At 41.0% G+C, this 24,725-nt stretch carries 25 protein-coding genes; 13 read left to right on the top strand and 12 right to left on the bottom strand.

Annotated features, from left to right (window positions below; genetic code table 11):
• Positions 1-72 precede the first annotated feature (72 nt).
• The 6 genes from mdh to QZZ23_RS04060 all read left to right on the top strand — a co-directional run bounded on the left by mdh (position 73) and on the right by QZZ23_RS04060 (position 5,697).
• On the top strand, positions 73-996 hold the full coding sequence (gene mdh / locus QZZ23_RS04085; protein ID WP_292467058.1) for a malate dehydrogenase: 924 nt from the start codon (positions 73-75) through the stop codon (positions 994-996).
• A gap of 92 nt (positions 997-1,088) precedes the next feature.
• Positions 1,089-1,358, top strand: a complete 270-nt coding sequence (locus QZZ23_RS04080) for a PRC-barrel domain-containing protein (protein ID WP_292467056.1) — start codon at positions 1,089-1,091, stop codon at positions 1,356-1,358.
• A gap of 3 nt (positions 1,359-1,361) precedes the next feature.
• A complete protein-coding gene (locus tag QZZ23_RS04075; protein ID WP_292467054.1) occupies positions 1,362-2,087 on the top strand; it encodes a tRNA(His) guanylyltransferase Thg1 family protein in 726 nt (241 codons plus the stop codon).
• Positions 2,088-2,164: 77 nt separating this feature from the next.
• Positions 2,165-3,115 (top strand): tyrosine--tRNA ligase, encoded by a 951-nt coding sequence (locus QZZ23_RS04070; protein ID WP_292467053.1) that lies wholly within the window; start codon positions 2,165-2,167, stop codon positions 3,113-3,115.
• 84 nt (positions 3,116-3,199) lie between these two features.
• Positions 3,200-4,333: a hypothetical protein gene (locus QZZ23_RS04065; protein WP_292467051.1), complete on the top strand. Its 1,134-nt coding sequence runs from the start codon at positions 3,200-3,202 to the stop codon at positions 4,331-4,333.
• 80 nt (positions 4,334-4,413) lie between these two features.
• A complete protein-coding gene (locus QZZ23_RS04060; protein WP_292467049.1) occupies positions 4,414-5,697 on the top strand; it encodes a methanogenesis marker 16 metalloprotein in 1,284 nt (427 codons plus the stop codon).
• Here the strand turns inward: QZZ23_RS04060 and comE are convergent.
• From comE to QZZ23_RS04015, 9 genes are all read right to left on the bottom strand, one after another.
• Positions 5,666-6,229, bottom strand: a complete 564-nt coding sequence (gene comE, locus QZZ23_RS04055) for a sulfopyruvate decarboxylase subunit beta (protein ID WP_292467047.1) — start codon at positions 6,227-6,229, stop codon at positions 5,666-5,668. The two genes, QZZ23_RS04060 and comE, sit on opposite strands and share 32 nt — an antisense overlap.
• The gene (comD, locus tag QZZ23_RS04050) at positions 6,229-6,753 is read right to left on the bottom strand and encodes a sulfopyruvate decarboxylase subunit alpha (protein ID WP_292467046.1); all 525 of its coding nucleotides are present in this window, start codon (positions 6,751-6,753) and stop codon (positions 6,229-6,231) included. The genes comE and comD overlap by 1 nt, the downstream gene beginning before the upstream one ends.
• Positions 6,754-6,757: 4 nt before the next feature.
• On the bottom strand, positions 6,758-7,393 hold the full coding sequence (locus tag QZZ23_RS04045) for a (Fe-S)-binding protein (protein ID WP_292467044.1): 636 nt from the start codon (positions 7,391-7,393) through the stop codon (positions 6,758-6,760).
• Between the two features lie 3 nt (positions 7,394-7,396).
• Positions 7,397-8,095 (bottom strand): GTP-binding protein, encoded by a 699-nt coding sequence (locus QZZ23_RS04040; RefSeq protein WP_292467042.1) that lies wholly within the window; start codon positions 8,093-8,095, stop codon positions 7,397-7,399.
• Entirely contained in the window at positions 8,092-8,856 is a 765-nt protein-coding gene (locus QZZ23_RS04035) for an ATP-binding cassette domain-containing protein (RefSeq protein WP_292467040.1), read from the bottom strand. Before QZZ23_RS04035 ends, QZZ23_RS04040 begins: the two co-directional genes overlap by 4 nt.
• Before the next feature lie 2 nt (positions 8,857-8,858).
• A complete protein-coding gene (locus QZZ23_RS04030; RefSeq protein ID WP_292467038.1) occupies positions 8,859-10,109 on the bottom strand; it encodes a cysteate synthase in 1,251 nt (416 codons plus the stop codon).
• Positions 10,110-10,243: 134 nt separating this feature from the next.
• Entirely contained in the window at positions 10,244-10,966 is a 723-nt protein-coding gene (locus QZZ23_RS04025) for a hypothetical protein (RefSeq protein WP_292467036.1), read from the bottom strand.
• 32 nt (positions 10,967-10,998) lie between these two features.
• Positions 10,999-11,667 (bottom strand): HAD family phosphatase, encoded by a 669-nt coding sequence (locus QZZ23_RS04020; protein WP_292467034.1) that lies wholly within the window; start codon positions 11,665-11,667, stop codon positions 10,999-11,001.
• Positions 11,668-11,739: 72 nt separating this feature from the next.
• Entirely contained in the window at positions 11,740-14,955 is a 3,216-nt protein-coding gene (locus QZZ23_RS04015; RefSeq protein WP_292467032.1) for a tetratricopeptide repeat protein, read from the bottom strand.
• Between the two features lie 136 nt (positions 14,956-15,091).
• Here QZZ23_RS04015 and QZZ23_RS04010 point away from each other — a divergent pair, with 136 nt between their 5' ends.
• The 4 genes from QZZ23_RS04010 to QZZ23_RS03995 all read left to right on the top strand — a co-directional run bounded on the left by QZZ23_RS04010 (position 15,092) and on the right by QZZ23_RS03995 (position 20,506).
• Positions 15,092-15,694, top strand: a complete 603-nt coding sequence (locus tag QZZ23_RS04010; RefSeq protein WP_292467030.1) for a YigZ family protein — start codon at positions 15,092-15,094, stop codon at positions 15,692-15,694.
• 113 nt (positions 15,695-15,807) lie between these two features.
• The gene (locus QZZ23_RS04005; RefSeq protein ID WP_292467027.1) at positions 15,808-18,264 is read left to right on the top strand and encodes a tetratricopeptide repeat protein; all 2,457 of its coding nucleotides are present in this window, start codon (positions 15,808-15,810) and stop codon (positions 18,262-18,264) included.
• A gap of 383 nt (positions 18,265-18,647) precedes the next feature.
• Positions 18,648-19,502, top strand: coding sequence for a hypothetical protein (locus QZZ23_RS04000; protein ID WP_292467025.1), 855 nt, complete (start codon positions 18,648-18,650; stop codon positions 19,500-19,502).
• 32 nt (positions 19,503-19,534) lie between these two features.
• Positions 19,535-20,506, top strand: coding sequence for a mechanosensitive ion channel family protein (locus QZZ23_RS03995; RefSeq protein ID WP_292467023.1), 972 nt, complete (start codon positions 19,535-19,537; stop codon positions 20,504-20,506).
• A 21-nt stretch (positions 20,507-20,527) separates the two neighbouring features.
• Here QZZ23_RS03995 and QZZ23_RS03990 read toward each other — a convergent pair whose 3' ends face one another.
• The gene (locus tag QZZ23_RS03990) at positions 20,528-20,989 is read right to left on the bottom strand and encodes a DUF5788 family protein (protein WP_292467021.1); all 462 of its coding nucleotides are present in this window, start codon (positions 20,987-20,989) and stop codon (positions 20,528-20,530) included.
• A 134-nt stretch (positions 20,990-21,123) separates the two neighbouring features.
• Between QZZ23_RS03990 and QZZ23_RS03985 the strand changes: the two genes are divergently transcribed.
• From QZZ23_RS03985 to QZZ23_RS03975, 3 genes are all read left to right on the top strand, one after another.
• A complete protein-coding gene (locus QZZ23_RS03985) occupies positions 21,124-21,399 on the top strand; it encodes a DUF5661 family protein (RefSeq protein ID WP_292467020.1) in 276 nt (91 codons plus the stop codon).
• A gap of 50 nt (positions 21,400-21,449) precedes the next feature.
• Positions 21,450-22,310 (top strand): PrsW family intramembrane metalloprotease, encoded by an 861-nt coding sequence (locus QZZ23_RS03980; protein ID WP_292467018.1) that lies wholly within the window; start codon positions 21,450-21,452, stop codon positions 22,308-22,310.
• Between the two features lie 208 nt (positions 22,311-22,518).
• On the top strand, positions 22,519-23,052 hold the full coding sequence (locus QZZ23_RS03975) for a hypothetical protein (protein ID WP_292467016.1): 534 nt from the start codon (positions 22,519-22,521) through the stop codon (positions 23,050-23,052).
• A gap of 28 nt (positions 23,053-23,080) precedes the next feature.
• Here the strand turns inward: QZZ23_RS03975 and QZZ23_RS03970 are convergent, their stop codons facing one another.
• On the bottom strand, positions 23,081-23,785 hold the full coding sequence (locus tag QZZ23_RS03970) for an HAD family hydrolase (protein ID WP_292467014.1): 705 nt from the start codon (positions 23,783-23,785) through the stop codon (positions 23,081-23,083).
• Positions 23,764-24,705: a phosphotransferase gene (locus tag QZZ23_RS03965; RefSeq protein WP_292467012.1), complete on the bottom strand. Its 942-nt coding sequence runs from the start codon at positions 24,703-24,705 to the stop codon at positions 23,764-23,766. The genes QZZ23_RS03970 and QZZ23_RS03965 overlap by 22 nt, the downstream gene beginning before the upstream one ends.
• Between the last annotated feature and the right edge of the window lie 20 nt (positions 24,706-24,725).

Raw genomic sequence — 24,725 nt, 5'->3', positions numbered from 1 at the left:
ATATAATGTTGGATTTAACCTCTTCACCAATAACACAATATATTATATATAAATCACCTTCAGGAGATAAATATGAAAAAAGTTGCAGTGATAGGAGCAGGTCATGTCGGTGCCACCACAGTCCAGAGGCTTGCAGAACTTAATATTGCAGATGTTGTAATGGTGGATATAGTTGAAGGTCTTCCACAGGGAAAAGCATTGGACTTACTCCATGCAGCACCACTGATGGGATATGATATTAATGTACTCGGGACGAATAATTACGCAGACATCATAGACTCGGATATTGTGGTTGTAACTGCAGGAATCGCACGCAAGCCTGGGATAGACCGGGACGATCTGCTTGCTACAAATATCAAGATCACACTACAAGTGTTTGCGGAAATTGAAAGATATGCACCAGATGCTATAATCATGACTGTGACCAATCCTCTTGACATAATCACATATTCTGCTCTTCGAAGCACGCAGTTTGACAGGAACAAAGTTTTTGGCATGGGCGGACTGCTCGATTCTAGTCGCTTTGCATCATTTATTGCAAGAGAGATTAATTGTTCCGTAAAAGATGTACGTGCAATGGTACTTGGAGGTCATGGCGACTCAATGGTCCCTCTTCCTGATCACTCATCAGTAGCAGGAATTCCTTTAAGCAAACTGATGGACGAAGAATCCATTGAAAGAGTAGTAAACAGGACCATTAATGCAGGTGCGGAAATCGTGGGATATATGAAAAACGGCAGTGCATTCTACGCACCTTCTGCTGCAATTGTGGCAATGATCGAAGCAATACTCAATGACACAAAGAGAATAATCACTGCTTCAGTATTCCTTAACGGCGAGTACGGACTACACGATATATGCCTTGGTGTACCTGTAGTATTTGGAAAAGACGGTGTTGAAAAGATAATCGAGCTTGAACTTAGCAGCCAGGAAATGGAAGCTCTGCAAAGATCTGCTAACAAAGTCAGAGAAGGAATTGCAAAGATTAGCACCTGAAGGAAACTTAAAATACCGGCATTTACATTTGAAAATGCCGGATTACATACAAATATTCATATATAAGTAAAATAAAAGAAGAAAGGGATATCATGCGTGCAGACATAACTTCACTTTTTGGATTAAACATCTATACTGATACAGGAACATACGTAGGAAAAGTTGCTGACCTTGTATTGGACGTTGACGAGAGAGTAGTCAGAGGATTAGCAGTTTCCGACATCAATAAGGATCTTTTTGACGTAACTTCAAGAGGAGTTATAATTCCTTACAGATGGGTTGTTACTTCAGGTGACATTGTACTTATCAGGAATGTAGTGAACAAGTTCAAGAAACTTAAGAAAGAGATAGAAGAAGACTGACCCATGAAGAGGCGAGAGATCTATTCAGATCTGCGTTGTATACCGCCTGTGATCGTGCGCATTGATGGCAGGAATTTTAAAAATGCACTGTCACGCATGGGATTTGAAAAACCTTATGACGAAAAGTTCACATCCGCTATTGTAGAAGCAATAGAAACCTTTTTTACAAAAAGCGGATTGAGTCCTGTTTTTGCATATACTTTCTCCGACGAGATAAGCTTTTTTTTCAGGGATAATGCCTTTGAAAGCAGAATTGAAAAAATTGACTCAATTGTCCCTTCATATATCAGCAGTGCTTTTACGACAGCCCTGAACCCTAGTGAACCGATATCCTTTGATTCCAGGATTATACCTGTGCATGAGGAAGATGTTCGCGAATACCTCATCTGGAGACAGGATGAAGCATGGCGTAACTGCATCAACTCATACGCATATTACACTCTTTTATCTGAAGGTATGGATGAGAAGAAGGCAACTGCTTTCCTTAAAAATAAGAAGTCTTCTGATATGCATGAGCTTCTTTTTGACAGAGGCATTAATATCTCAAAAGTTCCCATGTGGCAAAGACGCGGGATAATGTTCCACAAAAAAGAGAACGATATTGAAGGTTTTAACCCGTACCTCAATGTCAAAACAACAAGTACCAGAACAAAGGTATTTGCTGACCGCTACATCCCTTTGTTTAGTTCAGAAGAGGGAGAAGCATATTTGAAAAAAATCCTTGCATAAGAACTGAGCGAATAACACAAGAAAAAGCATTTAAAGAGGGATGTGTTTATACAAACCACGATTTATAAGGTGAACCTATGGATAAACTTGAGCTTATAAAAAGAAATGTGCAGGAAATAGTAACAGAGGACGAACTGAAGAAGCTTCTGGAAACAAAAGAACACCCTACAGCCTATGTAGGATATGAGCCAAGTGGTAAGATCCATATGGGACACGTCCTTACGGTCAATAAGCTCCTTGACCTTCAGAATGCAGGTTTTAAGATTACGGTGCTTCTTGCAGATGTTCATGCCTACCTCAACAAAAAAGGAACACTTGAAGAGGTCCGCGAGGTTGCAGATTATAATAAAAGATGCTTCATTGCCCTAGGACTTGACGAGGAGAACACTAACTTCGTATATGGCTCAGATTACCAGCTCGGTCAGGAGTACATCCTCAACGTACTCAAGCTAACACGTATCACAACCCTGAACAGGGCAACAAGGAGTATGGATGAGGTAGGAAGGAAGATGGAAGATCCATCCGTCTCACAGATGGTCTACCCCATTATGCAGGCAGTGGACATAGCAATGCTTGGTGTTGATATAGCAGTTGGTGGAATAGACCAGAGAAAAATACACATGCTTGGAAGGGAAGGACTTCCATCACTTGGATTTAAAGCGCCACTATGCATCCATACGCCAATTCTCCTGGGACTTGATGGTGAAAAGATGTCGTCGTCAAATAACAACTTCATATCAGTTGATGACACCGAAGCTGACATCAATAAGAAAATGAAGAAGGCATTCTGTCCTGCAGGAGAAATTAATGATAATCCAGTAATGGAACTGTTCAAGTACCACATATGCCCAAGATACGAGGAAATTGTCTTTGAAAGACCAGATAAATTTGGCGGCAACCTTGTATGTAAGGGATATGAGCAACTTGAAGCGGTTTTTGCATCTGGGGAACTTCACCCAATGGACCTGAAGAATGGGGCTGCAAAGTACATGAACCTTATACTTGATGTTGTAAGGAGTGTAATCTAAGATTTGCCTGCACCCCTATAAGCAGGAATTTATATATTCGGTCCGTAAGAATATACTACTAGAAAAATAACAACGGGGATTAGGATGAAATATACATTTCAGGACTCTACAGAATTACCGTTACAAAGAGATTTTATTCAGGACCTTAATAATTTCATAGAAATGGCAAAGAAGGTCCTTCCTCTTGAAAATTCTGCAATTGAACTTAGCGAGGAAGAATCTGAAGAGATATCTTCCCTGGAAGCAAGATTAGAAGAGATCGATAGCTTCAGCAAGGACATACAGAACTATGTTGACGATCGCTCAAAGGGTGCGGAAGATAAAGAAATACTTGAATGTCGCAACGCTGTTATAGATGCCTGCACCGAAACTGCCAATCGTGGTATTAAGGATATTACTCTGAGACTGGAGCAGATCAAACGCCAGTCTGAAAGTGGTATTTACAAAATCGAGATGGATCTGCTGAATAACCTTAACCCACTTTTTGAATCCAGCATTTATGGTGCAAGAAAAGCATATTACGTTTCTATGAAAGACCTGTCTCTGAAAGGAGAACTCAAAGCATCCTTTGCAGGTATGGAATACACATGCGACCTTGTCTACGCCCATGAGATACTTTCCATCAGGGAAGTTTATGGAGAACTGGCACTACCTACATGGACAAAAGCGGGTATATTCTCCAAAGAGAACAAGGTCAAAATAATAAATGTGTCCGAATACGTAATCACATCCATGAATTATGATGGTAATAAACATATTGATGTCAGTTTTGAGAACAAAAAGGGAGAACAGAAATTCAAGGTTGTTTCTGACAATGATACATATCAGATATATCACAACGACTTTGAGATCACTTCCGATGAAAAACTGCTTGAATCACTAACTGTGGACAACATTACAGGTCTTGTGGAAGATGTCAGGAAATACATGGAAATGTTCATCAAATCCCAGACACTTACACACATTTCGCTTGACGGAAAAGACGCAGTACGTAATAATGAGATATTTGACTGCCTCAAGCTAATCGCTGAGCAATATGGAGATATTGTCAGAGAATCACTTGAGAAGGGATATGTCAAAAACGAAATAACCATCAAAATAGAAGCATCCGATGGAACACGTACTGAGAAATATATCACAAAAGAAGAAGCTTTTGACCAGCTTTCGGAACTTGGGAGTGAGGGACTGGAACTGGCAAGTATACTTGGTGTTGACTGAATGCAGCAAAAACTGCTGCCATTTTTATTTTGTATTTCATATTTGAATTATTAATTTGATTTTTGAAACGAGGGGTATTTATGGAACGCTCTATTGCTCATATTAAAGAAAAACTGGATAAAAAAGAAGCCGTTGTAATGACAGCACAGGAAGTATCCAGACTTGTGGAAAAAGGAGAGAACATAACAACAAAAGATGTTGATGTTGTCACAACTGCAACAAGAGCTATCATGAGCGGAACATATGCAATCCTATCTTTCCCTGTAGATTGCTCTTTAAGTTTTAAGAGAGCATCAACGGTTCTTCTAAATGGAGTACCGGCACATGTTGGACCGTGCCCCAATGAAAGTCTTGGAGTGCTTGACCTTATAGTATTTGGAACAGCGCATTCAACCTATGAACACAGTTACGGAGCAGGACACCTTTTTAGAGAACTGGTTGAGGGAAAAAACATAGATGTTTCCGTTGTCACCGACGAAAATGTATCCTTCAAAAGTCAAGTTAAACTGGATGACATACCTTATGCTAAGCTCTATGCAACCCGCCATACTTTCAAGAACTATGCCGCTTTTGTGAATTGCTCTACAAAACCAATCAGCACTATATTCCATGCTGTACAGTTCAGCCCTGACATGGATGGTGCAACACTTTCCGGATGTGGCGAGATTAACCCTGTTAAAAATGACCCTAAAATGGAGACGATTGGAATAGGGACACGCATGCTTATGAACGGAGCTGAAGGCTTCGTTATTGGACATGGAACGCGCAGTAGCCCGGAAAAGCCAAACCTGACCGGATTTGCAGATATGCACGATATGGATCCGGCCCTCATGGGTGGTTTTAAGACATCTGCCGGACCTGAGTGCATAGCCTCCTGGGCCATTGCCATACCTGTTACAAGTCAATCCGTACTTGATGCAGTGATCAAAACAGACAGTGACATCCCAATGGTTGTCAATGATGTGGATAAAAGAATGATGATAGGTAGCAGCACATATGCTGATGCGTGGAAGGATACAGACGCCTCAGTCAGTTTCAATCCTGATAATTGTATTAATTGTGACACGTGCAAGCCTACAAGAGATTGTCCCATGGGAGCGATATACCGCAATGATGACAGAATGGTACTTGACAGATACATGTGCTTCAATTGCGGCCTTTGCTCAACACTCTGCCCCGGTGAAGTATTCACCGCCGAGCTTGGAGAGCTTCACTTCAAAATAGATGGAAAGCAGTATGATGTACCCATTGTACTGAGACAATCAGACCGAAAAAGAGCTGAAGAACTTGCCGGGAAACTTAAAAAGAAAGTAGAGGATGGAGATTTCAAAATCAACGAGATGGTCGAGAGGATATACCCATAAACCTTTTGAGGATTGTTTCAGGACTCATCTCAATCACCGGAGCATCGGAATTACCAGGCTCGGCTTTTACTACTATTATCCCATTATCTGTGGATTTCAGGGTTCTTCTCAGACCCTCGGGAGTATCGACCACATAGACATTTGAGTTTCCTGCTCCCTTTGCTACGGCCGCAAGATCAGTATTCTTTGAAGTGGCTGTAGGCTGATTGCCGGTTGAACCATAGGCACGGTTGTCAACAATAACCAGGATATAATTATCCGGTTCCTGTGAAGCTATTGTTGCAAGGGTTCCCATATTCATGAGGATAGAACCGTCCCCGTCTATTGCAATAACCTTCTTATCAGGCCTTGATAATGCAAGACCAAGACCTATTGAAGAAGCAAGTCCCATGGAACCAAGCATGTAAAAATTATTAGGTATATCGCACACATAATGTAATTCCTTGCAGGGAATACCGATGTTAGCTATAAGCAATGCACCTGTTTCTTTTACCTTTGCAGCGATTTCGTTGATGGCATCTATACGCTTCATTATTGCTTCCTCCAGAATGGTATGGGTAAAAGTACAGCAACTGGTTTTCTCTTCTCATAAGCTTCATTCCATGCTCTTACGATAAGATCTGCCGGATCGACGCCTTTCTGCGGAAGGAAATATGGAATCTCCATGGTATCCAGCAATTTGGTGGTCAACTCACCCATTGGCACCTGGGCAACTATTGGTTCGCCCTCCACACCCCTGTGACTAATAATCATCAAAAGCGGTATTTTGTAGAGAATATTCAGTGAAGCAAGTGCATTTATCGAATTGCCAAGACCTGAGTTCTGCATGAGCATTGCTGGCTTTTTGCCGCCCATATAGGCCCCTGCACATATTCCCACGCCTTCTTCTTCACGGGTCACTGGCAGATGAATGATATCAGGCGCTTCATCCACCATTGGGATGAGTTCCTTGAGATTAGCGCATGGCACACTGACAATGAAATCTATGCCAGCATCCCTGAGACCTTCAAAAATAGATTCAGAAGGAGTAAGTTCACCTGTTAATGAATTAGTCATGATATCACCATACTTTCAAGTCTATTGCCTCGATGCGAACGTTTCTGCCTTCCACACCCACGACCATGCCGGAGTGGACCTTCTGCATCATGCAGTATTCAGGAATAAACTTCACGGTCTGGCCTACTTTCGGAATCTTACCCTTTGCAACCTTGCCATCAAAAGCAAGTATCATACAGAGACCAATGTCCTTGAATTTGAAATCATCATTCCCGAGCCTGTGTAATGGCCCTACCATGTGAACTGTGTATATTGCACCAGGTGTTTTATCGATGACCTTTGCAAAATGAGTAACAGGACATCCAAGTGGCCTGTAGCGCAGTATATCGCCTACTTCCACTTCAACAGAAGTGTCAAAGGGATGTATATCTTCTCTGCATGAGCATTCATCTTTAAGTGGAGCCAAAGTGAAGTCCGCCTCAAGTCCGTCAATGATACCGATTATTTTTTCATCTCCGGGGACCTCCGCGCCCAGAAGTATCAGTATTTTTTCCACATTATCCTTGAAATTTTCACGGGAAAGAAAAGGGCATTTATGCAAGTCTTCAGCAGTTTTGATATATGATGCAAAGTCCCTGCACTGGCGGAATCCACAACTTCCACAATTATAACCAGGAAGCAGTTTTTCGATCTCGCTCATGGATCATTCTCCCTTGTATTCCATGAAACCATCAAGGTTCCTCAGGACACCCATATGATGTTTCCTCGCAACACGGTTTTCACCAGTGCACAGAGAGCATATTGCAAGAGGAGGGTTATAGCGCAAAAGCATATTGTCTACAACATCCGGACCGGACCTTATCAGTTCTGCTAGCTCGAACGAACCTTTTCCGGCAAGACCGTTTGCTTCTACAATGATGCATCCCGGATTGACCTCAAGGACACGTTCTCTGAATACTTCCCGCTCAGCCTGTGATACAAGGTCACCTTTTGTCGTGACGACTATATCGGCGGTTGTAAGCAGAGGACCTACCTTGAGTGGCGTGTTAGGACCTGTTGTGACATCTATGACGCAAACTGCAAGACACTCATCCGGGTAAGGGGCACAGCGCAAGCAAAGTCCGGCAGTCTCGCTAAGCAGGACATCAGCACCTTCTGCAGTTGCCCATTTAAGCATTTCTTCAGTGTTATAAATAGTAAAATGGTCTGGACACATATCCTTGGCAAGACCAACATGCACAGGTATGCCCAGTTTCTTGAAACGCTGGTCGTCGTCTGTCCAGAGACAATCAACCTTGACAACCGCAGGTCTTTTTTCATGCCTCATCAGAGCTTTAATGGTATGCAAGAGAACAGAAGTCTTTCCTGAACCGGGCGTTCCAGCAATTACAACAAGCTTCATGCAACTTCTCCCACGATGTCACCACGCCTTATAGTCTCCCGGAGCGACATGAGCCAGTTATCTACCTCACTTATCTTACAGCAGACATCCTGTTCCTGCTCACTTGTTGTGATAATGTCTACCATGCCTCCGTTTCTAATAACTATCCTGCGGGAGGACATCAATGCAAGAACCGGGTCATGTGTGACCACAACAACAATCTTTCCCTCGCCTGCAAGCAATTGGAGAGCCTCCTGCTTCTTGATACCTGCATTCTCCACCTCATCGATGAGCACCACAGGAGAGTCACTGATTACTGCAATATCCGCGGTCATAAGTGACCTGGACTGACCACCACTAAGAGATGTCAGGTGGTGATGCGGTGCAATTGGCTCTCCAGTAAGGCCATTTGCAAGCTCGATAACCCTTGAAACAAGACCTTCGTCCTTACCTCTGCTACGTGCGTGCATCTGCAGAAATTCCTCAACTGTCATGTCAGCAAGGAAATGCATGTTCTGTGAAAGCTGGGCAACAAGTTTCTTACGCGGGTCCGCACGGACACTTGCATCCGGTTTTTCGCCATTGATAAGAAGTAATCTGCCAGTAGGCGTATCACCCTGCGCAAGCTGCTCGATATCATCGATAAGTGTGCTCTTTCCGGAACCTGTTGGACCTACAATGCCAACTATTTCGCCACGGGAGATATCAACTGATCTTATAGGCTCGTTGACACCATCTTTGTCAACACCGCCCAGTATAGTAAGAGTTATTATTTCAGCCATAATTATACACCAAATCCTTCGGTTACCTTTTTTACCACCATGTTCTCTGCATCCTCGTCCTTTGCCGACACTGCAAGAGATACAGGTAGTTGTTTTAATTCATAATCCTTAATCAATCGTTTTTGTCCGCCGCCGGTGATATTGAGAACTATCTTTTCACCGGGCTTCACATTGCCGGCTTTCACAGCCTGCACAAGTGTGGCAACTGCGACTGCTGCAGCAGGATTTATGTCTATACCTTCTGATTTCTCAAAGAGATCCTGGGCATAGGAAGCTTCTTCGTTACTTACAGCATAGATGTCTCCACCGCTTGCCTCAAGAGCATTCTTTACGCCACCCTTTACAGCGAAAGGTGGTTTCCTGTTGAAGAGAACATCATCATACATTTCATCGGGACATGCGGCATCAATTGCATCAGTGCCTTTCCAGAGGGAATAAAGTGGTGCACATGGGAGACTCTGCCCAAGATGGAGTTTTGGCAAGGTATTTCCGAATCGTCCATCCTCAACTAATCTCATGGATGCTTCCCACGCCGAGATGCCGCCGGTACCACTTCCAACTGCCTGGAAATAATGAGCAGGCAGCTCATTGGAAGTCAACACCGCATCAAGCATCACTGTGCCCATACCATCGCGCCTGGCAACGTTTTTAGCACCGCCTTCATTTACAAAACCTTCTCTTGATGCTATCTTGCCTGCAAGGGCTATGGCATCGAAATAGTCACCTTCCACCGTTACAAGGCAAACTGAATGATTATCATCATGTATTGTCCACAGTCTGTGGACACTTTCTTTTGGAACTACAAGAAGAAGTGGCTGGCCTGTTATACTGCAAACATGAGCAAATGCCCTGGCAGTATTACCGGCGGATGCAACAACCATTATTCTTTTTTCTTCCTGTTCCATGAGTCTCTGCATGGTTGGGAATGACTCGAGATCTTTGAAGGTACATGTCATAAGATAAGCATCCCTCTCCGGCCAGTAACCATTAAAAGCAATCCACAGGTCATCAAGACCCAGAGCAGAAGCAAGTTTTTCACTTTTGTAAGTAATGGTCCGCCCGGAACCTTCTTCGATGATACCTTCAACAGGAAGCCAGTTATAGTACCGCCAGAGACCTGGCATATCCGTTGGCATCAACTGTTTTGCTGTGTAATAAGCACGAAGAAGAGAATCGTCACCCTTTTTACAGCTCAGTGAATAGGGATTGTGAACTTCACCACACAACAGGCATTTCACATCATATTTTTTCATATAGCAAATGTGGAAAGAGCGATTATAAACGTTACCCTTTTGAGCCCACTATTAACCATATCCGGCTATAATAATAGTTTAAATTGCACAAAACGGACATAATATAACCCGTTCGTTATAAAATGCCAGAAAAATTAGTTTTTATTTTCCAGTATTTCATGATATATCTCTTTACCTGCAAAATTTCCCATCATGTAAAAGTTACGGACCTCGTGCCCCAATCCATCTATTATGTGGTTAATGGAATTAAAACTTCCAGACAACTTAGCTGCCTGCCCTTCGGTGATAGATACACCTTTTTCATGTTCAAAATAATCCTTAAGAATACCATCGATAACACCCTTGAAGTGCCAGTCCTGGACCGAGGATGGGGTTATAGCAATGGAGATCTTGTATAGTTTCAGAATGTCCCCCTGCCTTCCAAGTCCCACAAGCGCTATCAATTTGCCGGAAAGTGACTCAAGGGAACTAGGTGTGCTTTCAAGCAGACCATCGTAGATGGAGAGTGCATTCTCGAACTCTTTGAGCTTGTTCAGAAGCATTCCATGGTGGTTCCTCACCTGTACATCCTCCGGGAATTTCTCACCGGCCTCGGTCAGATAGGAAAGAGCCTCCTCGTTCAGTTCAACCATCTCAAACACCATTGAGGTCTGCAAGAGTCTTTCCTTTTCATCCTCTATCTGCATAATGAAAGCTTCTGCAAAGCCAATGCCACGTTCCGTCTGTTCAAGTCCACGATACGTGGCAATTATCTGGAGAAGATATTCCATACTTGGGGTTTCGCGGAAACTCTCTTTCAGATTATGCAGGTTCTCTATAAGAGCATCCTTCATGTCAGATCCTGTTTTCTCTTCCATAGTAGTATATTGGGAGCATTGGTTTTAAAATCTTACGAATTATCGCTCATATTCCTTGACTCAAGGATATTGTAAAGATAATCCTGCAACGATGCGTGGTCTTCCAGTACGATATCTGCTTCGGATAACCTGTCCGGGGAAACATATGTCGGCACGCCCACGCAGTAAAGACCAGCTCTTTTTGCAGACTCAACACCCATTGGGGCATTCTCCACCACAATGCATTCATCTTTTGCAATCCCCAGCATTTCAACGGCTTTAAGGTAAGGTTCAGGATATGGTTTCCCATAACTCACGTCTTCACCTGAAACTACAACATCAAAGATTCCAGGGAAGAACTGGTTCATAAAAGATTCAACTGTAGCTCGTTCGGAACCTGTAACGACCGCCAGCCTGAAATTATTCTTAAGTACACTGAGACAATCTGCCATTCCATCAAATGCTTTCACATCGGCAATGCTATAAAATATCTCAATTTTCCTTTGCATGACCTTTTCATACATTTCCGGCTCAAAATCTCTACCTGCCCTTTTAAAAAGCCACTCTAGACCAAGTCTGTGGTTAGCACCTTCTATTTCATAGATATCAGCAGGTGCAACCTTGACACCAACTTCACTGGAAACCTGTATCCATGCCTGTGCATGATACATCATAGAATCTACAAGTACTCCATCCATGTCAAAAATAAGAGAACTGAGCATGGATGGTAATTGCACTCATACACGATAAATCTTGTGTGACAAAGTCAAATGCCACGCAAAATATATCGGGAACTACTCCTTTACACCAGTAATGTAAGGATGTGATGCCATGGATTCATTACTTACAGCAGTGCTTGTTGTGGTATCGTTGTACCATCTATCAGGCAAACTATAATCCAGAGTCTCACTATATTCGGAAGGAACAAAGAAACGTGTACCTCGATCGTTAAGAGAATCTGCAAAGCCTGGATCTATGGAGTCAAGTCTTTCTTTTGTTGTTTCACCTGTTGAGAATTCACCTATTTTATACAGTGCGAATTGCTTATTGTAAAGGACAGAAGGTGAATCAGGATCGATTATCAGGGCATTGTCATAACATTCAACAGCACCTTCAATATCACCCATGATATTGAGAATGAAACCTTTGTTATACCAGGCTGTTATGCAGTATGGATCAAGCTCCAGTGCCTTATCATAATAAAAAAGAGCACCCCTATAACTGCTTCTTATGTACGCCATCGTTCCCAAATGATACCAGGCTGCAACATTTGTAGGATCTTTAGCTGCTGCCATTGCAAACATATCTGATGCACCTGCAAGGTCACCTTTAAGATAATATGAGAAAGCTTTTCTGTTCATGACCATGACATTCTCCGGCTCCAATTCCAGAATCCGGTCATAGATTACAAATGCTTCTGTATAATTTCCGATTCTCTCATAAACGGAAGCTTTTTCAAAAAGCACACTGGAATCTGCCGGGTTAATAGCCAGTATTTTATCATAGATATCAATGGCTTCTTCATATCTACCAAGCCCTTCTACAGCCCTGCTTTGCGATTTAAGAGCTGTGATATTTGTAGGGTCGTATAGGAGCACACTGTCAAAAGCTTCTTTTGCTTTTTCATATTCTCCAAGCTGGTATGCAGCATTTCCCACCCTGCACCAGATATCTATATCCCGGTCATTCTGTTGTAACAATATATCATATAATTTAATGGATTCAGCATACATACCAAGGTTGTCATAGGCTAGTGCCTTATAATAAAGAGCATCAGGATTGGAATTTTCATTCTCCATAACCTTTTCAAAAGATTCAACTGCCAGTTGGTTTTCTCCGCTATTGTAATGTGAAAGAGCTTTTTCGTACCATACCATAGAATTATCGGGATCAAGCAATACCGCCCGCTCATGACAGTAAATGGCTTCGGAATGTTTACCCAGAATATCATAAGATGATGCCATTCCACTCCAGGCTTCGGCAGATTGCGGATTGAGAAGTATAGCGGCATTATAAGTCTCTATAGCAATATCAGACATCGACATGCTTTCGTAACAAGATGCCTTGGAAATCCAAACCTTATCATAAGTGATGATATTACCAAGTATTTCTTCATTTTTAGGGCCATTACCATTACCGTATAAAATGTTATCTGAATCGTACAGGATAAGCACATCTGAACTGAAAATTTCGGAATTCAGTACCCCAAATGATGTGGTAGTATCATAAGAATACGAAACTGAACTATTACTGCTTTCGAGGAAAGCCTTATTTGCATTTAACTGGAACCGGGCAAATGAATTAGATGGATCCAATTGGATAACCTGTTCATAACACTCGATTGCATCCTCATGAATGCCAAGTTCATTCAGAGCATAACCTTTTCCCAGCCATGCATCTATGGATTCGGGTTGAAGCTCAAGTACTTTAGAATAAACTTCCGCAGAGTCAACATACTTTTCGAGATTATCCAGGTCTTGCCCCCTGTTATAGAGTGCAGCTGTGAAATTAGGTTCAAGTTTTACGGCCTTAGAGTATGCTTTTTGTGCATCGTTGTAATCAGCAACACGATCATAAGCAAGACCAAGATCGTAGTAGAGCCTTGCACATGAACCATCCGTTTTCACCGCTTTCTCGTATGATTTAATAGCTTCGTCATACATTTCAAGATTCTCATATGCACTGGCTTTTTTATACCAGATCATAGGAAAATCCGGCTCGATGTCGGCTGCACTATCAAATGCCTCAATCGCACCCTCGTAATTGCCCATTTTATAAAAAGAGAGACCTTTGTTGAACCACAACAAAGCAGAATCAGACTGAAATTCAGGAATATCATCATAGCAATCAGAAACTTCGAAAGGCACACCAAACAGACTTGCCCCTAAGCTGGAAGAATCCACACCTTTATTATCAAGCTGTAAAGCTATATCATAAGCTTCTATAGCCTCTGTATACATACCAAGGGTATCCAGCATATCACCCTTATGTGTCCATACCTCTGCATTTTCCGGTTCATAGATCAGAACCTGATTAAAAGCATTCAATGCGGAGTTATAATTACCAAGTTCCACAAAACCTATTCCCATTTGATACCAGGCATCAACTGCATAGGGATTGACCTTGACAAGAGCATCATATTGTTGCACAGCAAGTTCAAGCTGACCCATTAGCTCAAGATCATGTGCTTTATTGTAGTATGCATTGATATATTCAGGATTAAATTCTATAGCTTTCTCATATGAATGGATAGCTTTTTCATAATCACCTAAACTATCATAATTCAGACCTTTCCCATACCAGTAATCAGCATTATCAGGTTCTATCTGTAACGCCTCATCATAAACGCTTATTGAATCATTGTATTTTCCAAGCTCATACAAACTGGCTGCACGTTTTGAAATACCAGCATTGTTGCTTTTTACAAGGTTTATAATCAAATCATATTGTTCAAGGGATGCATCGTACTTTCCAAGCGATTTTAGTGAGAATGCTTTCTGGTACCATACACCTGGAATTCTGGAATCATAGTCCACATCAATTAATTTGTGCTCCTGTGATGAAGCCATCGGGGAAAAAGTACCAATGTCAAAGACATCTTCATAATCAGAAATACTTTCATTTGATAAAAGATGAAGAGACTCATTGTAATAATTCAGGGCTTCTTCATGATAACCCTGCCCTGAAAGGGCAAGCCCTTTCTTAAAATGAGCTGCAGGAGAATTAGGATAGCGGATTAGTATCTGGTCATATACTTTTGATGCTGCGCTATAATTCCCCATCAGAATAAGCGTTGAACCTTTATTGTCCAGTGCCTGTATATAGGAAGGGTCTGCTTCCAAGGATTTATCAAAATAAACCAGAGCTTCATCATATGTGCCATTTCTGGCAAGGGAAAAAGCAATTGAATTCAAACCTTCAGCTTCCTGACCTAAGCTATGAGCTATGGGACAGGAATAAAATACTGCCAGCAGGAGTATTACAAAGAATATAGGGTTTTTATGAACCATAATATTACCTGAAATAAAAATATTGAATGATGATAATTGTGGTTAATCTTAATAGCAGTTTTTAGTATTTACATATATCTAATGCAAAAAATAAAAAAATCATTTTCGAAATATAAAGATAAGTAAATAATGGAGGGTGTTGTTGTCAGGTTACAAAACATTAAAAGCAAAGGGATATGCACAGAAGGATATAAAAAATTCAACCTTTATCGCCTACGCAATCCCTGTAAAAGATGAAGAAGAAGCTAAAAATGTAATAACCGATGTAAAAAGAAACCATAGTGATGCAAATCATAATGTTTCTGCATATCTTATAAATTCAAATAATGTTCTTGCAATGAAATATGACGATGACGGGGAACCTGCCGGAAGTTCAGGAAAGCCAGTATTCAAAGTACTGGAGATGAAAGAACTCAGCAATGTAGCGGTAGTTGTAAACAGGTATTTTGGAGGAATTAAACTTGGTTTTGGAGGACTTACCAGAGCATACAGAGAAACTGCAATTGAAGCCATAGAGAATGTGGAAATTATCGAGGTTTGCAAAAGGATACGTTTACATATAAAATCAAATTATTCGGACATTGATGTTGTATCCAGATTGGTGGCAGACTACGGCAGCATTCTGGAAACAAGTTACTCTGATGTTGCAGACTTTGTTGTGGAAGTCGATTCTGAACTTAAAGATATTTTTATAGAAAAGATTATCAACGTAACCAGTAACAGGGTTACTATTAAATAAGATACTCCCACCTAAAAGCGGAGCTAGTACAAACGTTCTATTATATTTTTTGTGAAAAAATAAATAGTATAACCTATGTTGTTAATTACCATCATCATAAAACCGAGAGCATTATGTCCAAAAGAGCAAGAGATATAGCATTCAGGCACTTCAACAAAGGAGTAAGCCTCATTGAGAAAGGACTGCATGAAGATGCACTTGAGACACTGCAACGAGCTGAAGAACAGGCAAATGAAGCAGACTCACCTCAGATACAGATCGCAGTATTGCAGACATATGCAGACCTGTTATTTGCGCATGATAAAAAAGAGGAAGCACTTAATAGATACCTTGCGGCATCTGATATCCTTGAAAAGAACCCGAACTATATGTCTCTTGAACAAAAAGCAAATATGTTCAGTAATATGGCACTGGCGCTGGAGAATGCAGGAAAGAAAGAAGAGGCCAGGGAAAAATACAAGATATCTGCTCAAAACTACAGGGAACTAATCAAAGAGGAAACTTCAAGCGCATCACATATCTCGAACGCTGTATCAACACTAAACAACATGGGTGCGCTGCTTGCAGAAATAGGAAGGAATGGAGAAGCTCTGGATACGCTGGAAGAAGCTTTTAATCTCCATGCAAGAGCAACTGGAAGTAACGAAGAAACCGAATACCAGCAAAAAAGAGCCACGATACTTGAAAACCTTCTGAATATTCCTCTGGATGATACATCCGGGATTGAAGAAGAAAGATATATGGAATTACTGGAACAGTATGCAGAAATAAATGCTAATAACAAGGGGTCGCTTAAAATGTCTACAGCCTTGCGAAATATTGCCCACATGCGTGAAAAAGAAGGAAATACTGATGCTGCATTCATGAAACTTGAAGAAGCACTGGAAATCGTTTCAAAGCAGTTTGATGACAAGCCTGATGATCCTGAAAACAAAAAAATGCTTATCGACATTCTCAGGGATATGAACAGGCTCCTGGAAAATGTGGAGCAGTCTGAGAAGTTGTTGGAAATGTACGGAGTGATACTTCAAATGTCCAGAAAGCTGCTGGTATCTATGCCAGACAATACGTCTTATCAGCTGAATGTGGCTTTCGCTCTTAATATAATAGGAAACCTGCTAAAGGACACAGGCAAAGTTAATGAAGCAATACCAAAGATGGAAGAATCCGTGGGTATTGCAGTTCAGGTTCTTGAAAAGGAAAAAGAAGACAGTTCTTCCCTGCAGGTAGCCATATCCTTTATAGAAGATATGCTGGCACTTATCGGTGTAGTAGAAGACAGCAGTACAAAACTTGAACTATACAGTAGACTTGGACATGAAATAAAGGAAATTGGTGAGGAAAACCTTGAGATTGGACTGATAAATGCAGGAATATGCAACAAAACAGGCAGGATACTTGCTGAAAAAAGAGAATATTCAGAAGCCCTTGTATATTTCAAAAAGGCACTCCATACCTATGAAACAGTCAGACATGCAACCGGGGAAAGGTCCAAAATGAATGATGTTCTGGAAAGTATGGCACATATGCAGAGCAATCTTGGACATATCGATGAGGCATTGAAGATTTATATGCAGATTGTAAAAGCAGGGTCTCTTAATAGGAAATACGCTGAAAGTATTGATGAGATACTAATTGATAAAGAAAAAATTGCAGATAATACAGGAAATGTGGATGTCCTGAAAAAAGAGTACGAGAAGATAATTGAGTCCAGAACCGAGCTTCTTGGACTGATGCCTGACGAACAGGGAAAAAACACCTACAGAATAAAGGTGCTCCAGGAAAAGATAGCAGATATAATGGTCGCAATGGGACAGAACAGAGAAGCACTTCAGGCATATGAGCAACTTCAGGAAACAGATAACACAAACACATACCTGCCTAAAATAGTAAAGCTGCTTGAAAAAATTAAGATATCTGCTGGCGGGCAGCAATCTGCAAAGAAACTTGAAGTATTGGAATTTCTGCTTTCAAGATACAACAAACTTATGGAAACAATGGTTAACAATGCTTTGATTGCCGGAAACAGAGCATCGATCATCGAAAATATTGCCCAGATGCTCTCTGAAAAAGGAGAGACGGAAGAGGCAGGTAACATGTATACCTATGCACTTGATGCATATGCCGACCTTTCAGAACTCGAACCGGAGAGCGTTTACCCTCTTGAAAGAACTGCAGCGATACATACAAGGATAGCAGAACTTGCAGCAAGTGTCAGTGACGGCGATGAGGCAAAAACCAGATATGAGACATCGCTTGAAACTTACAGGGTATTAATAGATTCAAATCCTTCCAGTATGGAATACCAGCTGGATTATGCCGGTGTCCTGGATGGAATGGGAGCTCTTTTCCTTAATATGAAGATGCATGCAGAAGCAAAGAAGAGTTATGAGAATGCCCTGAAATCATACGGGGAAATAATGGAAGCAGAGCCAGAGAATAAGTCATACCGTGCCAATGTCACCATAACACTTGAGAATCTGGGATATGTGTTGGAACTCATGGGAAGGAAAGAAGACGCTATATGGATGTATGAAAATGCCAGAAAAATAGAAAATGGCGTTGAATAGAGGGAAGCGACAATAACCCCGCATTCCGTTTAAATCGGAATGCAATCCTTTTTTGCTCATACTCCACTGGAACGATTTAATGGATGGAATGTGGACTTATGTGTGCATACGTTTTTTTAGGTACTGAGGGGGAAGTACCTGTAGTCCACATTCCTGTGCAATCCAATTCCGTTTTAGGCGGGTAAATAATGTCCATATCGTACCATTTGGGACATTTAGCCACACGCGTCTTATGTGACAACTCCTACTAATAATACATACTATATAAATATATCTACACTTCGATATCTAATCACCATAATAATTATGATGTACTTTTTACATAGTACTATGCACAATGCACAGGAAAAAATAGAAATCATATTGGATCAGCTATAATAGAGATGGGAACAAACAGAATAACGACTATAGGTCGACCTTTTGATTACGGATATTTAACAAACTGGTTGATGGCCATCATTTCATTTCTCACTTTTGTTTCAACAACTATTGTCAGTACAATCCATGGTGAAACTTTTTCTAAAAGCCTTCTTACAGGAGTTGGAACAGGTTTGTTTATATTCCTGCTATGGGCTATTTCAAGAGAACTTGACCCGGACAATGACTGGAGTGCTTTTGTACCTGTGAGTCTGTCACTTTTAATACTCACCTTTTCAGAAAGGCCAATGATACTTGTATTTTTATGGCTCCTGCTGATCCTGAGAGTGGTGAACCATTCGACCGGAATGCCTGCAGGAATAATGGATTCTTTGTTCATTGTATTGCTTGGACTGACAATGACTTACTACATCTCATGGATATACGGAGTGATTACAGCTACAGGATTTGTAATCGACAGCCAGCTAAAATATCCGGCAAAATATCATATTCCTGCAGGAATTCTGATGTTATTTGCTTCTGCTATAATTTGTATTGAAAATGGAGGGATGGTATTCATAAGAACATTGGAAAATCTTTACCCTGCTATATTAGGATCGATCTTGTTTATTCCAGTGATAGTAAACAAGAAGAAATTAGTTAGTGTTGGAGACCGAACAGGCAAATCTCTTGACACTGTAAGAATCAGAGCTGCAAAACTGATGGCAATACTCGCCTTCATTATAATTGCAGCAATTCAAGGGGAAATGAATGTCTTAATCACCTCTTTCATGTTTTGCATTTTTGCAGGAATCGGAACATATCGCATAATAGTCATTATTGTAGCAAAGGCCAAAACATTAAACAGGAATCGCGGATAAAATTATTATAAGATAGCAGGCAAGATTATTATGTGAGTGGAAAAAACTATATTAGAATTCTTTTATTTTCTGTTATTATCCTGATACTTTCCTACATCAATTACTTCACAGACTATGCTGTAAACAATGAAAGCCTGCTTGTAAAACTCATACAGGCATCATTGATAATTCTGCTTGCGTATTTGCTGGATGTTCTGGTTGGAAATATCATCCTGGAGAAAGTCAGAGATACCAGAGACAGGTATACCCTTAGAAAAGTATCCTCAATCTTCATCACCTTGCTGGCCCTGGGATTGTTAGTGATAGTATTTTTCAAGGAAACAACCACTCTTATAATTGCATATGGCATCTTCAGTGCAGGGATAGTTATCACTCTGCAGGACGTTTTTCGTAACTTTGCAGGCGGTATTATTATCCTCTTTTCAAAATCCTTTAGGGCAGGAGACAGAATACAGGTAGAAAACTGCTATGGAGATGTGCTTGATATTGCATATTTTCACACAACCCTGATGGAGATCAGAGAATGGGTTGACGGAGACCAGTACTCTGGCAGGGTACTCAACATTCCGAACAGTTTTGTCCTGAACAATACAATAAAGAACTACACAAGGGACTTCTCATTCATATGGGACGAAGTGACCATCATGCTGACTCCTGAAAGTAACTGGGAAAAGGCAAAAATAACTGCGCTTGAAACCACCAATGAACTCATAAAAGATTACGTGGAGCATTCGAAAAGAGAACTTGTAAACATGGAACAAAAATACCTGTTGACATCCTATGATGTTGATACAAAGGTGTTTATGCAAATCGAGGGTGACAGAATAGAGATGCATCTTCGTTACGTGGTTGATCCTAAAAAGCGAAGATACGTCAATGATATGATCGTCCGGAATCTTCTTGAGGGCTTTGCCGGTGAATCGGATATCTTTATAGGAAGTATCTCAGGTATTGAAGTTACAAAAATGCCGGAAATTGAAATCACACCATCTTCCGGCAGCTGACCAAAACAGACAGGAAGTTTCCTATTTTAACGTACCACTATCTTTCAGGAATTGAAGCCACCTACGTGCTTCAGCCGTGCGTTCCCTGGAAAATGTATCACGAAACTCCTGTTCCTTCTCTTTTGCAGTTCCGTCCTCAATCTCCCTGAGGTCCATTATTGCCCTGAGAAGTCCGGCAGTCTCGTTAAAGAGATCCTTTGCTTCCTTTCGTGTGAGTTTCTTTGTTGATAACTCCAGCTCATCTTCTTTTTCTTTTTCCCGGATATATGAGAGATACATATTAATATGCTTGATATCATCAGCTGATAGCGTATCTTTGTTTATGAGATCCCATACCATGTCATGCAGCTTACATTTTCTTCCTTTGATCTCAACTGAATATGGAACTTCCTCGCCTACCCAAAAAAGACGGGCATGCAACGCTGAAAGAAGCTGTTTTCGCTCCCATTCAGAGATTATATTGTCTTTAGCTGATTCTGACATCTGCAATTACTTCCTGTGATGAAATACTAATTTAGAGTATACGTTCTAATACCATATATTTAGATATTAGCTAGTATCGATTCAAACATCTTTAAATAAAAATAAACTTACTTAATAAGTATAGGAGATTTAAAATGACATCACAAAAATCATTCACTGAAGCAGAGGTAAAATCAGTTGGAGAAAAATTAGGGATAAGCTGGGACAAATTCGATGTGGACCAATTCAGAAGAGGAATGGACGTTGAACTTGAACACGGTTCAAGAGACCCTGTAACCAATGTAACTAACGACGACCCATTGATGACAGGAAAAATCGCACTTGCACATTTGAATGAATTCCCCGATTATTACGACAGACTGGAAAAAATGGAAAATGAAGCTGAAGAATACTGGGAAAAGACTGATTAACATACTATTGCACAAAGAAAGCTGAAAATAAGAACCAGACCACATATACCATGGAAGAACAGAACGACTACGAGGAAATAGTCAACCAGCGAAACCATTCCTGGCTTAAAGTATTCTCAGGCGGATTACTCCTGTATATATTTGGAGTATTTGCACTTGCAGTAACCCGCAATAGCAACATCTTTCCAACGGTTGTTATGCTCGGCAACTTTCTGGTTCCAATCACATATGTGGCATTTTTTTACCAGAGAAGACATTTGAGCAAACTCGACCTGCCAACAACCGCCTGGGCTTTTTTCTATGGAGGAATGCTAGGAGTTCTGGCCGCGGCCACCCTGGAACCAATATTCCTGTCACAGCATAAATTATACTTTTCTTTTGAAGTCGGACTGATAGAAGAGTTTGCCAAGATACTTGGCGTTCTAATAATCGCAAAACGCTGTTTTCATGATTCTGAAATGGATGGACTTATACTTGGTGCAGCTTCAGGTATGGGGTTTGCTGCACTTGAAAGTACAGGTTACGCATTTTCAGCATTCCTGGCAAGTGGAGGCAGCCTGTCACAGACAGTTTTGATAACCCTCGTAAGAGGAGTTATCGCACCCATAGGACATGGTACATGGACAGCCATCCTTGTGAGCGTCATGTTCAGGGAAAGCGGGCCACGTGCATTCCACATAAACTACAAAGTAATTGGAGCATATCTGACGGTAGCTGCCCTCCATGGACTCTGGAATGGCCTGCCCGAAGTATTAGCCATATTCCCTCAGACGATGGTAAATGTATTCATGGGACAGGTGTTTGTAGCTGTTGTTGGCACTTTCCTTCTCTGGAGAAGATACAACGAAGCTAAGAAACTTCAGATAGAAAGACTGAGACAAGGAATACCTCAAGCAACATGCTGGAAATGACTTTTACTCTATATTCAAATAGATGTATTGAAATCTATTTTAAAAATAAGAGTTGTTTTATATAACTATATTCTGTTTATACCTGGATTTGTCTGCCAGATAATAAAATGAATTTTAGTGGTTGTTAATGGACATGAACACGGAAAATGAGACCGAATAGGATATTGATGTTTCGATACTAACTAACAGGTTCATTTTAAAAGAACTGTTGAAAGTACTGGGAATTGCAACATTTATCGCAGTTTCCATCTTACTGCTAATAACTCTTCCTTCTATTCTCACGGGTGACTTTCATTCCAACAACATCAACGCGCAAGATATGAAATATGCCTCGATTATGATAGGATTGACGTTCCTGCTCACAGTATTGTTCATCTTCGTATATTATGGAAACAAGTACATGCTGTCCTATAGTATGGACAGTAAAGGTGTCAGGACCACCAACCGCACAGAACAACGAGGCAAAAACAGCAAATTGAATTTCCTGTTAGTAATAATCGGACTTCTCACGAAAAATCCCACGGCGGCGGGGACAGGTTTTCTTGCCAATTCTCACCAGGATCAGGATATTAAATGGAAAAATGTCAGAAAGGCTACATTTTATCCTGGAAACAGCACAATTACGCTTTCATCCGGATGCGGGGAAAAGAGTATCGTGTTCTGTACAAAGGATAACTACGGCGAAGTCTCCAGGATTATAAGATCGATGTGTAGTGCTTCCTGCCAGATAAGAGTAAAATAAATGAAAATAAAGAAAGAGAACAGAAGAACTAAGTCTCATCATCTGTGTTTTCTGTTTCTGCATTTATTTGTTCTATTTCTTCAACTTCTTTCCATGCATCATGGATGTGCATGGCTTGCATTCCCAACTCCTGAGGCGGGAATATGTCGTTCTCAGGAGTATCACCAACAGACATTACTTCATGAGCTTCAAAACCCAGGCGTTCCAGTGCTTTTTCAAATAGCCTTGTATCCGGTTTCTTGTAACCATGATCGGATGAGAATATTATGAAATCAAAGTATTCGTGAAGCCCCAGAAACTTTAACTCAAGCTCTGAAAAAACACGCTGTCCGTTGGATACTATGCATTTGGGAACATCACGATACTTTTCAAGAAGCATCAGGCTTTGTGGGTACGCCTCGATCTTGCGCAGAGAAGCTGATCTGAATACCCTTGATGTTTCAATTCCCAGTTCCTTTGCATCAATATCCCATACGGAATAATTACTGCAGATTGATCCAAAGATATCTTCGACCTTTATTTCCGGGTAGGTCTCTGCTGAGGTCTCAACTATGTGTTTTGCCTTATTTCGATATTCATCTTTCAATGCATTAGGATCTATCTTCACACCCTGATACTGCAACCACTTGCTAATAGCATCATAAGTATCAAAACTGCTTTCATCCGTCTGGATATCTATCAGTGTGTGATAACAATCAAAGATCATACCCTTTATATGAGAGCTTTCAGACATGCAATAGCCTCCTTTATCAAATAATTGTAGTGCGGATATCGCCTGTGCAACCTTGCAGATCTCAGGAGTCCGAGACTCATGAAAAAAGGTAATACCTGTGTAATATAATGGAAATCTTCTTCATTCCTGCTGTAATGCCAGAGGAAATGTCCTATATATGGTTCAGCATTTGTCCCTGAACCTTTATTAACTTTATAATAATTATTCAATTCTGAGCACAATATCCCCAGATCCCTCACAGCATTACCATTTTCCCAAGAACTTTCAAAATCAAGGGCGTACGGAACACTTTTTCTGAAGATGTAATTGGAAGGTGTTGCATCCCTGTGAACCATGCAACCGCAGTAACGGTCAAGAAGTGAACTATGCCACCATTTCCCAAGCAGCTCATTGAAAACCTGTCTGGTGGAGGGATCGAGCCTGAGCTGATCTAAAACATGATGGAAATTTGCAAATTCCCTCTCCCGGTCATAATACCCTTCTGTGGAATCATGGAGCCTGCGGAGCATGTACGCGACCGATGTCAGGCGATCATAAAGGTTTCTTTCGTTCTCCATGTAACGAAAAAGAGATTTGCCGGAAATATACTCAGTTACAAGGACACAATTAAAATCCCGGTTTGTTGCTATGGGCCTTGCAACATTTATGAATTGTCCCACTTTTTTCAGATTGTTGTATTCATTATCCATTGCCTCGTATGCATTGTATTTTTTCATTTTCCCATGTGGTTCGGCAAAGAACTTGGCTACAACACTGTACTTTTCTCCTCTGAACTTATATCTGCATACAGTATGAGAGGAAGGATCATACTTGAAGACATCAACAACACAACTCTTATTCTGTATTCTATTCCCAAGCAGCCCGACGAGCCAGTCCCTGAAAGGGTCTCCCGGATAAAGAGTGTTCACATAATATTTCAAAACAGCATTTCTCCGTTATT

Origin of the sequence: Methanolobus sp., from assembly GCF_016278385.1 — an archaeon.
In the GTDB taxonomy this organism is placed as follows: domain Archaea; phylum Halobacteriota; class Methanosarcinia; order Methanosarcinales; family Methanosarcinaceae; genus Methanolobus.
Note: the sequence above shows the minus strand (reverse complement) of the source record. Positions and strands in the feature narration are given on the sequence as shown.

What these genes read in the sequence shown, in the direction of transcription:
- mdh (WP_292467058.1), top strand. Translation starts at nt 73, where the DNA reads ATGAAAAAAGTTGCAGTGATAGGAGCAGGTCATGTCGGTGCCACCACA.
- QZZ23_RS04080 (WP_292467056.1), top strand. Translation starts at nt 1,089, where the DNA reads ATGCGTGCAGACATAACTTCACTTTTTGGATTAAACATCTATACTGAT.
- QZZ23_RS04075 (WP_292467054.1), top strand. Translation starts at nt 1,362, where the DNA reads ATGAAGAGGCGAGAGATCTATTCAGATCTGCGTTGTATACCGCCTGTG.
- QZZ23_RS04070 (WP_292467053.1), top strand. Translation starts at nt 2,165, where the DNA reads ATGGATAAACTTGAGCTTATAAAAAGAAATGTGCAGGAAATAGTAACA.
- QZZ23_RS04065 (WP_292467051.1), top strand. Translation starts at nt 3,200, where the DNA reads ATGAAATATACATTTCAGGACTCTACAGAATTACCGTTACAAAGAGAT.
- QZZ23_RS04060 (WP_292467049.1), top strand. Translation starts at nt 4,414, where the DNA reads ATGGAACGCTCTATTGCTCATATTAAAGAAAAACTGGATAAAAAAGAA.
- comE (WP_292467047.1), bottom strand. Translation starts at nt 6,229, where the DNA reads ATGAAGCGTATAGATGCCATCAACGAAATCGCTGCAAAGGTAAAAGAA.
- comD (WP_292467046.1), bottom strand. Translation starts at nt 6,753, where the DNA reads ATGACTAATTCATTAACAGGTGAACTTACTCCTTCTGAATCTATTTTT.
- QZZ23_RS04045 (WP_292467044.1), bottom strand. Translation starts at nt 7,393, where the DNA reads ATGAGCGAGATCGAAAAACTGCTTCCTGGTTATAATTGTGGAAGTTGT.
- QZZ23_RS04040 (WP_292467042.1), bottom strand. Translation starts at nt 8,095, where the DNA reads ATGAAGCTTGTTGTAATTGCTGGAACGCCCGGTTCAGGAAAGACTTCT.
- QZZ23_RS04035 (WP_292467040.1), bottom strand. Translation starts at nt 8,856, where the DNA reads ATGGCTGAAATAATAACTCTTACTATACTGGGCGGTGTTGACAAAGAT.
- QZZ23_RS04030 (WP_292467038.1), bottom strand. Translation starts at nt 10,109, where the DNA reads ATGAAAAAATATGATGTGAAATGCCTGTTGTGTGGTGAAGTTCACAAT.
- QZZ23_RS04025 (WP_292467036.1), bottom strand. Translation starts at nt 10,966, where the DNA reads ATGGAAGAGAAAACAGGATCTGACATGAAGGATGCTCTTATAGAGAAC.
- QZZ23_RS04020 (WP_292467034.1), bottom strand. Translation starts at nt 11,667, where the DNA reads ATGCTCAGTTCTCTTATTTTTGACATGGATGGAGTACTTGTAGATTCT.
- QZZ23_RS04015 (WP_292467032.1), bottom strand. Translation starts at nt 14,955, where the DNA reads ATGGTTCATAAAAACCCTATATTCTTTGTAATACTCCTGCTGGCAGTA.
- QZZ23_RS04005 (WP_292467027.1), top strand. Translation starts at nt 15,808, where the DNA reads ATGTCCAAAAGAGCAAGAGATATAGCATTCAGGCACTTCAACAAAGGA.
- QZZ23_RS04000 (WP_292467025.1), top strand. Translation starts at nt 18,648, where the DNA reads ATGGGAACAAACAGAATAACGACTATAGGTCGACCTTTTGATTACGGA.
- QZZ23_RS03990 (WP_292467021.1), bottom strand. Translation starts at nt 20,989, where the DNA reads ATGTCAGAATCAGCTAAAGACAATATAATCTCTGAATGGGAGCGAAAA.
- QZZ23_RS03985 (WP_292467020.1), top strand. Translation starts at nt 21,124, where the DNA reads ATGACATCACAAAAATCATTCACTGAAGCAGAGGTAAAATCAGTTGGA.
- QZZ23_RS03980 (WP_292467018.1), top strand. Translation starts at nt 21,450, where the DNA reads ATGGAAGAACAGAACGACTACGAGGAAATAGTCAACCAGCGAAACCAT.
- QZZ23_RS03970 (WP_292467014.1), bottom strand. Translation starts at nt 23,785, where the DNA reads ATGTCTGAAAGCTCTCATATAAAGGGTATGATCTTTGATTGTTATCAC.